This is a genomic window from Mesorhizobium onobrychidis (assembly GCF_024707545.1).
In the GTDB taxonomy this organism is placed as follows: domain Bacteria; phylum Pseudomonadota; class Alphaproteobacteria; order Rhizobiales; family Rhizobiaceae; genus Mesorhizobium; species Mesorhizobium onobrychidis.
In genome coordinates this window covers 2,585,296-2,597,421 of sequence record NZ_CP062229.1, presented here as the reverse complement: position 1 = coordinate 2,597,421, position 12,126 = coordinate 2,585,296, and the positions used below count along the sequence as shown (strand labels likewise).

Sequence of the window (12,126 nt, the reverse complement as noted above, 5' to 3'; positions counted from 1 at the left end):
TCAGCGCAGGCACGTCAGCTCCGCGCGGCAGGCATCTGCAAATTCCCGCAGGATGTCATGGGCGGTGATGTGGGAGTTCCGCGCCTCCAGCGCGGTCGAAGTCTTCTCGTATGTATCGACAACAAGTACCAGCACGGCCTCTGCAGCCCCGATGGTGCCTGGCGTCGCAAACAGGCGAAGCTTGTTCATGGCGGTATACATCGGAACCAGCTTGGCGGGGTCATCAAGGCGTTCCTGAACCACGCCGTCCGCATAGGCTTTCGATGCCTGGTCGATGAACTCGCCGAACAGCCGCTCTCGACGTGAGCCTTCTTGTCCGAGGCGCTGCGCATGGTCCTGATGATGCTGGGTAAACCAGGTCGTGGCCACGGAGGCCAAGGCGCCGATGGCGGAGCCGGCAAGTGCCGAAAGGGCCGAGATGGTCGCTGGGTCCAGAGTCATGGGGCTATTCTTGAATTTTCCGGTCGGGTGCCGGCGTCGCGGACGAGTTGATGTTCGCCGAGGCCTCACGGTGGCGGACAAGGACGTCGGCCAACGCGAGAGGAAAAGCGTTTTGGTATCGCGACTCGCATTTGCCCGCCTCGCCGCCATTCCCATTGGCCTCGTCACTGAGACCGGCCACGTTGAATGGTTCACCCTGGTCAAACATTTGCATGAACGAGAATTGCATAAATTGTCGTGGCGCCGATTCCGACCGTGAGAAGAGCGACGGCCGCCTGAAGACTGTGGTTCATCCCAGTGAGCAAACGCGCCGAGGCCACGAGCGGCACGGCAATGACGCTCGACAGCGCGCCCATCCCGATCATTGAGCCCAGGCCGAACAGCACAATGTAGGCCAGGCCCTGCAGCGGGTCTGCAAATTGGGACACGGCAAGGACCAGCAGTGCTGCCGACCCGGCCATGCCGTGCATCAGCCCCACGGCCAGCGAACGCCAGCGAAACCCATGCTCGGGCCGATGCTCCGAGCTCCAATTTGAAACCCCGTCGCCAGAGCCGCTGTATGAGTGAATTTGCGGCACGCAACGGTGGCGTCCGCGAAGATACACGTGCTCGCGCCACAGCTGCCACAGCACGTGAGTTCCAAGGGCGACGAGCATGACGCCAACCGCAGCTTCGAGGGGCTCGGCAAGTAGGTCTGGAATCCTCCGACCCAGCACGATCGCAGCGCCGGCAAACAAGAACAGCGTCAACGTATGACCCAGTCCCCAGGTCAGGCCGTGCTTGAGGATGTCGGTCATCCTGGTTCGGCGCGCCGCGATACTCGAGACTGCCGCAATATGGTCTGCATCTAGCGCGTGGTGCATTCCCAGGAGGAAGCCCAGACCGAGGATCGGTATGTACGTCATCGGACACCCTTCGTCCCTATCGCGACATCGCGTTTTCAGGCGCTTGACAGCCCACATGCAGCTCGAGTTGGCGGGCCGCGCTGGCGGCCGCGTCCGCAAGGTTTCCTGTATAGGTAGGAAACGCGAGTGGGACCCGAGCCAAATCATCCACTCGCAATCCCGCAGAAATGGCTATTGCCGCGACTTGGGCAATCTCAACTGCTCTTTCACCAACGACGTGACAGCCCAATATCTTTGCTGTCTTGCGATCTACAATAAGCTTGCAAAAGCCTACCTTTCGCCCGTCGATAATCGTACGGATGGTCGAGTCGAAATGGATCACCGCGGTCACGACATCATGGGTCTCACGGGCTTTTGTTTCCGTCAGACCCGCGCTCGCATACTCCGGATGGGTGAATCCGGCGCTCGTATTTACGCTCTCTTCGAGCCGCACGGTCGGGCCTAAAACCGCGTTCGTTGACGCCACGAAACCCTGCTGCAGAGCAGGTGGAACCAACATTAGGCGACCGGTCACATCGCCTGCCGCGAAGATGTTGGGCACGGACGTCGTTAGGTAGTCATCGACTTTTACGAACCCTCGATGATCGGTCAGGACGCCCAGTCCGCCGAGATTGAGTTCGGCGGTATTTGCCACCCAGCCCGCCGCCACCACAGCAAGCGTGGCCTCGGCGCAGTCCCGTTCGCCGTTCTTGGAGAAATTCATCTGCACTCCCGCCGAGGTCTTCTCGAAGGAGTCGATAATGCCGAAGTTCTCATGCACCACGATACCTGCCTCACGGAAAGCCGTAGCGACAGCGGCTGCGATATCCTCGTCCTCACCTGAGAGGATGCGTGGACCAGTCTCAAAGAGCTCAACCCGCGAGCCGAATGCATTGAATATGGACGCGACTTGCACCCCCGTTGCCCCGCCGCCTATGACCAGCATAGTCGGAGGAACCTCGGTCAATGAGAAGGCGCTGCTATGGGTGCACGTGAACTCGAAGCCCGGGATGGGAAGCCGCCGGCCGACACCGCCGACGCAGATGATCATCTTGTCGGCCTGAAGACGCAGGCCTGTTTCGGTGACGATGGTATGAGGGTCTGCGAAGCGCGTGGCGCCGGCCCTCTCGTGGATGGTAACTCCGGCCGAATCGATTTGCTCGCGCAAGGAGGAGTGCGCAAGCACCTCACTGACGACCCCGCGAACGCGCGCCAGCAACCGGGAGTAATCCAGCACCAGCTCGCCCACGGCAATACCGTATTGACCTAATTGTCGAACGTCGCGGATCAGCCGGGCTGCGTGAGCCAGAGTGCGCACTGGAACCGGCCCGTCGTTTGCGGCCATGCCTCCAAAACCAGAGCTGGTGACCAGCGTGGTGCGCGCGCCCAGATCCGCGGCGCGTAGCGCGGCAACCGCTCCAGCCGGTCCGGCGCCGATCACGACAACGTCCGTCACCTTGTGGCTCCCTGAGGATGCCCGAACCGGTGCCCGGTCCCTCTTAGCGACATGAGATTGGAGACATGCGTGCTGCCCGCACCGGCCAAACTCGCTGCGTTGCGCAGCGCCTTGGCTAGAAGGTTCCGCGAGCGCGGTGTATCGCGGAGTTTCCGATTGGCCAATGCCAGTTCGACCGCCCGCTGCGGTCGGTTACCGATGCCTATGAAAAAGGCAGCCGCGTGGTCGGCGTAGGCCTCGGGCCGTCGCGCCAGCAACACTTCGTAGGCTGATGCCGCACGTTCCGCTTCGCGCGTAGCCTTGGCGTTGCCATGCGCGGCTAGGATCTCTGCATAGGTGGCGCGATATTCCGGATCGTCGGAGGTTTCGAGCAACGGCGTGACGAGCATCAGTGCGAGCTGCAATTGTCCGCGCCCGAGCGCAACTTCCGCGCGATGTCCTCGTCCTGGAACGTGCCCGGGCAAAATGGCCTCGAGTTCAGCGAAGATAGCGTCCGCCCGGTCCAGATCACCACTGCGCATCGCGCTCACGCCCCATTCAAACAGCAACTGGCTGCATGGGAGCGGCGACACGCCATCGTCGGCATCGATTGCAGCCGCATAGGTGGCTTCCGCCGTCGCCCATCGATCCATTTCCGCCAGGAGTGATGCCAGCGCGCCAAGCGTGTGAATCCCGGGATCGTCCTGCACTAGTCTGTCACGTAGGAGGAGCGCGGCATCGTATCGTCCTGTCGCCTGCAGCAGCGCCGCCTTTTCGGCATCAATCTTGTTTCGGGGATATCCGGCTGCGAACGCTTGATCGAGATGCACGCTCGCTTCCTCAAAGCGATGAAAACGCCCAGCGAGCCGTGCACGGATATAGAACCCAGTTGCTGCATCAGGCGACGACGCAATCGCCTCCGTGGCGATGAGTTCCGCCCGCTCGTTATCCGCCATACGACCAAGCACGTCACCTCGAATGAAAAGCAACTTCGACAGCGCTACCAGATTATCGAAGGCCGCACCTTCCGCACGACGAAGCTCCAGACTATCGATCGATGCCGCAAGATTGGCGAGGACGATTGGACCGCTGGTATAACGCCCGGTATTGGTCATGATGTTTTCTTTAGACCGGTGAGCAGTGCCGGGTAGCCGCACGTCAACGAACCGCCGTCTATCGCAATCGTATCCCCGTTGATGGATCTAGCGTTGTCCGACGCGAGAAACACGGCGGCCGCAGCAATTTCTTTCGCTTCAACCGCGCGCTTCATCGGGATGATGTTCAAGAAGAGCTCGCGCTTAGCGGGATCTTCCAACTCCTTCCGCGTCAACGGTGTCTCCACCAGGCCTGGCGCGATGCCGACGACACGGATGCCGCGACCGCCAAGTTCCAGCGCGCCGCAGCGCGTGATCATGTCGACGCCGGCCTTTGCCGCGCAATAGGCCACCTGCCCCTCGCCCGGCTGCCGTGCGTTCACCGACGAGATATTGATGATGACACCGGGGCGTCCTTGCTCGAGCATCTGCCGGGCCGCGTGCTTTACCCCGTAGAAGACGCCGCCGAGAGTCACGGCCTGGACGGATTTCCACTTGTCACCGGTGAGTTCGGTCAGCGGCACAATGGCGCCAAAGCCCGCGCAGTTGACCACGATGTCCAGCGACCCGAATGCCTCGCGAGCCGCGTGCATCGCGCCTTCGACCTGGTCCTCGTCCGACACGTCGGTGACGCGGCCGACCGCGTGATCGCCCATCTCGCGGGCGGCGGCATCGAGCGCATTGGCGTTGAGATCACAGAGCAGTACGCTAGCGCCAGCTTCAACGAACCCGGCCGCAATCGCCTTGCCGATGCCTGATGCTGCGCCGGTGACGACGGCGCCCTTGCCCTTCAAAGAGTTCATATCCAATTCTCCTGTTGTGACGATGGGGTGGGCTCCGCGACTACGGGCGCGACGCCCCTTTTTGGGTTGCGGCCTCAGAGGATCGTCGCCATCTCGTCGAATGAGAACCGCGGGCCGCGCGGGAACACCTTGGCGTCGTTGCCGTAGCCGATGTTGATGATTACGTTGGCCTTTATCTTGCCGTCGGGGAAGAACTCCTGCTCGACCTTGGCCGGGTCAAACCCGGTCATCGGACCCGCATCCAAGCCGACGGCGCGCAGCGCGAGAATGAAGTAGGCGACCTGAAGGGTTCCATTCTGCGCAGCACTGCGCGCAGCGAACTCCGGATTGCCGGCAAACAAGCTCTTCGCATCGGCGTGCGGGAACAGGAACGGCAGCTGTTGATAAAAGTCGACGGCATGGCCCATGATCGCGACGACCGGTGCTGCCATGGTCTTTTCGACATTGCCGGGCATGAGCGCCGGACGCAGCCGCTCCTTAGCGTCCGTTGAGCGCAGGAAGAGCGCGCGCAGCGGCTGCTGGTTCGCCGCGGTCGGACCCATCTTGGCGAGGTCGAGCGCTTCGCGCAGAAGCGTGCCAGGAACGGCAAGTTCGCGGAAATGGTGGTGTGTCCGCGCTTCGGTGAACAGCTGGGCCATGGCGGCGGCGCCGAGCGGCTCACCGCGGCCCAGACTCTTTCGGTCTACAGTGATGGTCATTCGAATTTCCCAGGTTGCGATTGGAGGATTCATTAGGAGCGAGCCGCCGCACTCAGCGGCGCGCGCGTTCACAGCAGGGCGGCCGCCGCCTTCAGCGCGTTCTCACGCTCGACCGCAAGGTAGTCGTGGACAACTTGACCGTCGCTCAGAGTCATGTCCCAGAAATGCTGTCGACCCTCGAGCACGCGCACGACCGGAAGCGCCGCCACCGGGCAGCCGACGTGCGGGACCATGAACAGCTCTGCGGGCCCTCCCCAGGCGCCCTTCAGTTTGACATTGTAGATACCGACGCGGATGAGCTGGGCGACCTTGGGCGTATGGTTGTCAACGTCGGGAAGCAGCTTGAGCACGAGCTGGGTGGTCTGCAGCTCCTGCTCTATCTCGGCTAAACGATCCGACAGGTCGACCGCGCGATACGGCATCGTCGCAAGCGCGACTTGCACGCCGCCATAATTGAGGGTGCCCGTCAGCACCTCGCGCACCGTCTTTAGGTCGGGCTCGCCATACCGCTTGGGGAAGCCGAGGATCTCCCGGCCGGCGAGCGTCGGCGATTCGCTGTCGAGGAATGCCTGGAAGACGTAGATGGCCGGCTTGCCCTCGAACGTGCACGCCACTGAATGGCCGACCTCGGTGTACGGCCCGAATCCGCTGACCTCGCTCATCCGCCGCCATTCCATCGTGACGCGGTTGCCGTCGGCAGGTTGGAGAGGTGGTGGTACAACCGCGCGCACAGCTTCCGCAGTGCTCTCGTATGTGACGACGAGCTGGTGCATGTCCTTGTAGTGCCAGGGACCGCGCGGATAGGCGGGCCTCAACGTCGGCATCACCGGATATTGCAGGAACTTGTTAGTCCCGGATGCAGCGCCCGGCACGACGGGGCTGTTGCCTGTCAACGATTGCATGTTCAACTCCTCAGAAATTCGGGTAGGGGGAGGTCGGCTCGCCGGTTAGGCTCGCGTACGTAAGGAAAGGTTCGGCTGGCCGGTTTCGTGGGGGCATCGACCCCGTCGCCCAGCCGCTCGCCTCGCCCACCATTGGCAAGCAACGTGAGCAGCTCGTCGAGAATGTCGTCGTCGAGCCAGCGGCCGCCGGCGCTCGCGTGCGGCCGGTTGTCGATCAGCGCGCGCTCGATCTCGAGGAAGCTTCCGGGGGCGAATGCTTGCCCGAGATCGAGGATGAGAAAATCGTCCATGAGCAGATCGCGCAACGGGTGGCGCCCGTCCGGCTCAGACGGCCATGCAGTCTTGCTGTCGAGACCATCCCAGAAGGCCAGGTTCGCATCGAGACGTGACTCGTAAAGGGACCGATACTCCCTGGAAAGCGCGAAAGCGTCCTCCCGATTGTAGAGATCGCGAAGTTCGACCCCCCTCGTGCGCGGATCGCGAGCTGAGTTTGCAATCACGACGTTCTTGATCTCCGGCCGCCCGAGGCGTTCGAGGCGGATCGGCTTGCCCCGGCGCGTAACGACGATCTCCGAGATAGCGGCGGTCAGTGTCACGCCGTCGAATCGTTCAACTATTGGCGCAAACGGCACCTCGACGACGATCGACAAGACGTCGCGAAACTGAACGGTGTTTGTAGCTGTGTTGAAGGACAGCTTGCCCGAAATATCGGTGCGAAGCGTGGCCTCGACATCCATGAAGAACGGGTCGCTGACCAGTCCCGCGAAGACGCGCAAGCCGTCCTGTTCGAACGGCTTCCCGACGACAAAGCTCGCCTCGCGCCCATTGGATGTGACGATGTGCCCTTTCTGAACCGCAGTTTCTTCCGGCACATCACTGAAACGGATGTCGATCGTTTCTTCTGCCGCTCCACAGGTAACGCTCCCGGCCGATCGCGTCAGCGGCCGCAGTCGAAACCGGTGGTTGACAACATCGCTGAAGTAGGACTGCGACGTCGCCATCGGAAACACATCCATGATCAGGACGAGATTTCCCGGTCGTTCGGGACTCGCAAACGCGTAGAAATCAGTGATGTCCACTGCTGGATCGCCCAATACCGCAGGGCCGCTGAAATGGTCTGACATGATACCTACTTCCCAACTCTCAGAATTTCTGCTCGATCAAGCCTTCGAGGGCTTTCAGCCCTGGAACGAACAGATATTCGCCACCCTTCACTTTGATGAAGTTCGGCAGATCGAACAGGAACGGTTGGGTGGCGCCAGGCACCAGCATTTGCGAACCTTCGCCGCCGACACCATTGATCGGATCCTGCTCGTTCGGATCAAGTCCGATGAACTCGCCGCTCTTCATCCATTCCTTCTGGACGAACTCAAACTGCCGTTCGACATCGGCCTGGATGAACATGTTGATCAGGCCGCGATCGACGCCGTCGTCCTCGAGCGCGCCTTCGCTCAGAAGCGGACCGTACTCGACGCCTCGCCTGATCAATCGGTGCCGCCTCACCGCGGTCGCGCGCTTCAAGGGCGTCGTCCGCGGATTGCTGCGACGCAGGTGCGAACCTAGCGGGCACCGCAGGCCTTCGTCGTCGCCGGCATAGGTGAAGTTGTTGCGACGCTGCGGGTCCGCCGCGATCGCCGGGTCGTCCTTGTCGGGCGACAGATCGAGCGGGCACCCGCTGCGCCAGCGGCCCATCATCTTGGCCGCAACCAGTTCCTGATGATTATGGTCGTCGGAACCGTAGAGCGCTTTCGCGGCCGTCGCCAAATATCGCCGAAATGCCGCGACGTCTTGGTAGAGTTTGCGGAAGACGAGGTACGTTCCGTTCAGCCGCAGTTCGAACGGCTCGGGCGCCTGCGCGCCGGCCGGGTCGGCCTCATCCTCGTAACCCAGCAGGAACTCGCCCGGTTTCAGCGGACGCCACGTGCCGTCTGGCTCCAGCACACCATCGCCAGGATAGGAAGGTACATTCGCCCCCTCCATCGGCGGCTCCGAGATCGGATCAACAAAACCGAAATGCTGGCCTTCCGATCCGATCCCGTTTTCATGCGCCAATGCCATCGTATCCTGAACGAAGCGGATCTCGACACCGCCGGTCGCCTCCAGCTCGGCGCGAAAGATTCGCATCGCCTCTTCGCGGCCGTCGTCGGAATCGGTGCGAAGCCAGGCCATCGCATGGATGTCGGGACCGCCGAGGCCGCCCTGCCAGTGCTCCGGCGCGTGCGGCCCGACATCGCCCACGACGCGCGCACGGCCCCGCATCCCGACGCGAAACGCCTCGGGAAAGCTTGCGAGTGACGGCCGGGAGAGCCCGATCGCCTTCAGCCCCTCGTAGGTGAACGCGATGTTGACCGTGAATCGCGTGCCGTGCTCTTGCTGCCGCGCGTTGACGCGGTCGCGCAGATTGCGCAACCACTCGCGCGCCTTCGCGCCGTCGGTGAATTTCACGAAGATGTGGCGCCCGTAGCGCATGAGGATGGGCGCGACCACGTTGTCCTGGATATCGTGAAGGTGGTCCTTCAAATCAGAGGCGGCCAGACTTCGCCTCGTAGCTCGAGTGCTCATGATCGCGCCCCTTCCACGCCAGACCGTCTACGCGGCCTTCTTCACGCCCAACCGCTCGGGCACGTCGGTGAACTGCTGCTCGTTCGCGACGTCGGCGTCGATGTCGGCGCCGCTCGGTACGAATGGGTAGGGCTTGGCCAGCTCGGCGAAGAAGGCGTTGACCTTGTCCTCGAGGTTGCCGTCGCCGGCGAAGACCGCGCGCTGGAACTTCTGCGTCTTCTGGTACCAGTCGGCCATCTTCTGGATCTGGCCCAGGGTGAGGCTCGGAAGGGCGTCGTAACAGACCAGAGTTTTGATCTGCCCGCGCGCGACGTACTGCACGATGTCTCGCGCCGTCGCGTTCGGGCCCGTCGGACAGCCGATGCACGTGCCCCAGATCTTCTCGAGATTCGTCTTCCCGTTGAGCACGAAGTCGTCGAAGTACTTCTCCAGGCTGCTATCGAACTGCGAGACGAAGTAGAGAGTGGGACCGAACTCGGTGCTGGTGCCGACGAACCAGCGCGCCGTCCGGATCAGGCCAAGGTGCGTCGTCGCCTCGGAGAACGTCTTTCCGGGCCCTCCCCAGAAAGGTGCCTCGCGGCTCAGCGCATCTCTGAGTCCAACGAGGTCGGCATCGGGCTTGAGGGGCCACATGCCCAAGAATTCGTGGATCTCCTCGCCGTTGGCGCCTCTCATGATGGAGCCGGGGTGACGCAGGTCCCAAGACGCGGGGCTTGTGCTTGGTCCGGACCGGACTGTTGAAGTGTCGTGCTTGTCAGTCATTGAGAAAACCTCTCTTAGAATACAGTGTGGATCGATTTCCACGGCTGTGGGTAGGTTAGTGGTCGCTTGGACCCGACAGGACAGTTTCCAATCAAATTCGTGCAGACGAATTGTTTCCGCTGCTTGGTCATAGACCCGGTAGCCATCAAGTAACTCCGACGGGACCAGATTGGGAGTTCTCATTCACGAACCCGGTGTTCTGGAAAATCGAACATCAGATGGTTCAGCGAACTCGGTGTTCGATACAATCGAACATTCAAAATGCAGCGCAGTGCTTAAATGTCGGACGGAAACTGCTGGCGTTTTATAGGAGCTTGACGCATGCCACTACGAACCTCCGACCACAGTGCCCAAGCCCCGAATGCAGAGCCATTGGTGAAGTCAACGCCGCGTGAACAACGACCACACGTCATCATCGTTGGCGGTGGTGTCGCCGGCCTGATCCTTGCAACCCGACTAGGAGAGACGCTGGGCCGCCGCGGTAGAGCGCGGATCAGCCTGATCGACCGTAGCTGGATCCATGTCTGGAAGCCGATGCTGCATACCTTCGCGGCTGGCACCTGGAACATCTACCAGCAGCAGGTGCAATACCTTGCGCACGCACGCGCGCATCATTTCGAGTACGTACCCGGAAAGGTCGATGCGATCGACCGGACGGCGCGGCGCATACGGCTCGCGCGGCTGAGCGCAGGCGGCGAGGTGGTCGCGCTGGGCCGCGACTTGGACTATGACCTGCTGGTTCTAGCCTACGGCAGCCGTGCGAACGATTTTGGTACGCCCGGCGTGGCCGAGCACTGCCACTTCATCGACAGTCCGGACCAGGCTGACGCCTTCAACACCCGGCTGCGCGCGGGGGTAGTGCGCAGCTTGGCGGAGGGCGATAACATTAATATTGCCATCGTCGGCGGCGGCGCGACTGGCGTCGAGCTGGCTGCCGAGCTGAGCCGGATGGTCGAGTTGGCATCAGCCTACGGCAACACGGAGATCCGCTGCCGCCTGCGGGTGACCCTGCTGGAAGCGGCACCGCGCATCCTCGGCGCATTTCCTGAAAAGGTGTCCACCTCTGTGGAGTCCCAACTGCGCGAGCTGGGCGTAGACGTGCGCACTGGCGTGAAGGTGCTCGCGGCCGATCCGGGAGGTTACCTGCTCGAAGGCGGCGCACGCGTGCCCGCGGCGCTGAAGGTCTGGGCAGCAGGGATCCGGGCGTCCTGCAGCTTCCACGAGAGCGGGCTGGTATTGAACCGCGCTGGCCAAATCGTGGTTGGCCCTGACTTGATGGCCGAGGGCGAGCAGCACATCTTCGCTTTGGGAGACTGCGCGACTCTTGTGCCAAAAGGTGCAGACCGACCGCTACCGGCCACTGCCCAGGTCGCCAGCCAACAGGCGCTGCATCTGATCCGCCATCTGCCGGTTTTGCTCCGGAAAGGCACGCCGGTGCCGCCATTCAACTTCCGCGACTTCGGCGCATTGGTAGCGCTCAGCGAATACAATGCCTTCGGGACGCTGGGCCGCTTCGGGTTTTTCAAAGGGGGCTTCATCAAGGGCCGCTTCGCGCAGTTGAGTCACTCTATGCTTTACCGTCGCCACCAGCTCTCGCTCCATGGGCACCGTGCGGTCGTGCTGTGGCTCGCGGAGCGGATCAACGCGCTGGTGCAGCCGAGTATCCGAATCAGTTGACGATGGTTCGGCAGCGCACCTCGGGCGCAAAGATTTGCAGCCTGTTGACGTGGTCACCCTTGGAACTGCGTCTCCACCGCGGTGTGGGTACCCGGTTCGAACTGCGGTCTTGCGTTCAGCTAGGGCGTGGACTCATAAGCGCACAGCCAGAGCCGGATTGACGCTAATTTAATGAAGGCGAGGTAGTTGGCGGCGAGCTTGTCATATCGGGTGACGATACGTCGGCATTGCTTGATTTGTTGAAGAACCGTTCGACCAAATTGCGCGCTCGGTAAAGGTAAGCGCTGAAGCAGATCGGCTCGATCCGATTTCGTTTCGGCGGGATGTTCGCCCACGCGCCTTGTTCACTGGCAGGATGCCTGATCCAGTCCGCGTCGAATCCACGATCTGCCAGCAACATTGTTCCTTGATGCAGTCCCCTCAGGAGCGGCGAACATAGCCTGTTGTCATGCGCCTCTCCCGGGGGTGAGGCCGAGGCGGACCGGCAGACCATCGGCGTCCACAACCGCATGAATCTTACTGGTCAGTCCGCCTCGCGAACGAGCCATGTGTTGCTCGCGATTGTCTGCGATACAGGCACCGTGCTGGTGCACGCGCACGACCGAAGTGTATCCATGATCCGGTCCCAGACGCCAGCCCTCCGCCAGCGGACAAAGCGATTGTAGCAAGTCGTATGCGGACCGTAGCCCTCTGCCAGATCGCGCCACGGCGCACCCGATCGTAAGCCCCAGAATATGCCATCGAGAACGCGCCGGTCGTCGACACGGGGAACGCCGCGTGGCTTGTTCGGAAGCATCGGCCTAATGACACTCCATTCGTAGTCGCTGAGACCATACCGCATGATTCGAGAGCTCCGGTTTCGGAGCTT

General features: G+C 62.0%; 11 protein-coding genes and 1 pseudogene. 1 reads left to right on the top strand and 11 read right to left on the bottom strand.

Going from position 1 to position 12,126, the window contains the following annotated elements:
- The 10 genes from IHQ72_RS13000 to IHQ72_RS12955 all read right to left on the bottom strand — a co-directional run bounded on the left by IHQ72_RS13000 (window position 1) and on the right by IHQ72_RS12955 (window position 9,494).
- The gene (locus IHQ72_RS13000) at window positions 1-441 is read right to left on the bottom strand and encodes a hypothetical protein (protein ID WP_258122792.1); all 441 of its coding nucleotides are present in this window, start codon (window positions 439-441) and stop codon (window positions 1-3) included.
- A gap of 200 nt (window positions 442-641) precedes the next feature.
- Window positions 642-1,346: an urease accessory protein gene (locus tag IHQ72_RS12995; protein WP_258122791.1), complete on the bottom strand. Its 705-nt coding sequence runs from the start codon at window positions 1,344-1,346 to the stop codon at window positions 642-644.
- A 16-nt stretch (window positions 1,347-1,362) separates the two neighbouring features.
- The gene (locus tag IHQ72_RS12990) at window positions 1,363-2,781 is read right to left on the bottom strand and encodes a dihydrolipoyl dehydrogenase family protein (RefSeq protein ID WP_258122790.1); all 1,419 of its coding nucleotides are present in this window, start codon (window positions 2,779-2,781) and stop codon (window positions 1,363-1,365) included.
- Window positions 2,778-3,875, bottom strand: a complete 1,098-nt coding sequence (locus IHQ72_RS12985; protein WP_258122789.1) for a tetratricopeptide repeat protein — start codon at window positions 3,873-3,875, stop codon at window positions 2,778-2,780. Before IHQ72_RS12985 ends, IHQ72_RS12990 begins: the two co-directional genes overlap by 4 nt.
- A complete protein-coding gene (locus IHQ72_RS12980) occupies window positions 3,872-4,657 on the bottom strand; it encodes an SDR family NAD(P)-dependent oxidoreductase (protein ID WP_258122788.1) in 786 nt (261 codons plus the stop codon). Before IHQ72_RS12980 ends, IHQ72_RS12985 begins: the two co-directional genes overlap by 4 nt.
- A 74-nt stretch (window positions 4,658-4,731) precedes the next feature.
- Complete coding sequence (locus IHQ72_RS12975) at window positions 4,732-5,427, bottom strand: malonic semialdehyde reductase (protein WP_309508849.1); 696 nt, start codon at window positions 5,425-5,427, stop codon at window positions 4,732-4,734.
- Window positions 5,424-6,257 (bottom strand): acetoacetate decarboxylase, encoded by an 834-nt coding sequence (locus IHQ72_RS12970; protein ID WP_258122787.1) that lies wholly within the window; start codon window positions 6,255-6,257, stop codon window positions 5,424-5,426. Before IHQ72_RS12970 ends, IHQ72_RS12975 begins: the two co-directional genes overlap by 4 nt.
- Window positions 6,258-6,259: 2 nt before the next feature.
- Complete coding sequence (locus IHQ72_RS12965) at window positions 6,260-7,381, bottom strand: DUF4331 family protein (RefSeq protein WP_258122786.1); 1,122 nt, start codon at window positions 7,379-7,381, stop codon at window positions 6,260-6,262.
- 19 nt (window positions 7,382-7,400) lie between these two features.
- Entirely contained in the window at window positions 7,401-8,819 is a 1,419-nt protein-coding gene (locus IHQ72_RS12960; protein WP_258122785.1) for a Dyp-type peroxidase, read from the bottom strand.
- 27 nt (window positions 8,820-8,846) lie between these two features.
- Entirely contained in the window at window positions 8,847-9,494 is a 648-nt protein-coding gene (locus tag IHQ72_RS12955) for a hypothetical protein (RefSeq protein WP_258122784.1), read from the bottom strand.
- Between the two features lie 462 nt (window positions 9,495-9,956).
- Here IHQ72_RS12955 and IHQ72_RS12950 point away from each other — a divergent pair, with 462 nt between their 5' ends.
- Window positions 9,957-11,258: an NAD(P)/FAD-dependent oxidoreductase gene (locus tag IHQ72_RS12950; RefSeq protein ID WP_258122783.1), complete on the top strand. Its 1,302-nt coding sequence runs from the start codon at window positions 9,957-9,959 to the stop codon at window positions 11,256-11,258.
- A gap of 119 nt (window positions 11,259-11,377) precedes the next feature.
- Here IHQ72_RS12950 and IHQ72_RS12945 read toward each other — a convergent pair.
- Window positions 11,378-12,099: pseudogene (locus IHQ72_RS12945) on the bottom strand (IS5 family transposase).
- Window positions 12,100-12,126 lie beyond the last annotated feature (27 nt).

Excerpts from the sequence above, each read along its gene's own strand:
- IHQ72_RS13000 (WP_258122792.1), bottom strand. The coding sequence starts at position 441 with ATGACTCTGGACCCAGCGACCATCTCGGCCCTTTCGGCACTTGCCGGC.
- IHQ72_RS12995 (WP_258122791.1), bottom strand. The coding sequence starts at position 1,346 with ATGACGTACATACCGATCCTCGGTCTGGGCTTCCTCCTGGGAATGCAC.
- IHQ72_RS12985 (WP_258122789.1), bottom strand. The coding sequence starts at position 3,875 with ATGACCAATACCGGGCGTTATACCAGCGGTCCAATCGTCCTCGCCAAT.
- IHQ72_RS12980 (WP_258122788.1), bottom strand. The coding sequence starts at position 4,657 with ATGAACTCTTTGAAGGGCAAGGGCGCCGTCGTCACCGGCGCAGCATCA.
- IHQ72_RS12970 (WP_258122787.1), bottom strand. The coding sequence starts at position 6,257 with ATGCAATCGTTGACAGGCAACAGCCCCGTCGTGCCGGGCGCTGCATCC.
- IHQ72_RS12965 (WP_258122786.1), bottom strand. The coding sequence starts at position 7,381 with ATGTCAGACCATTTCAGCGGCCCTGCGGTATTGGGCGATCCAGCAGTG.
- IHQ72_RS12960 (WP_258122785.1), bottom strand. The coding sequence starts at position 8,819 with ATGAGCACTCGAGCTACGAGGCGAAGTCTGGCCGCCTCTGATTTGAAG.
- IHQ72_RS12955 (WP_258122784.1), bottom strand. The coding sequence starts at position 9,494 with ATGAGAGGCGCCAACGGCGAGGAGATCCACGAATTCTTGGGCATGTGG.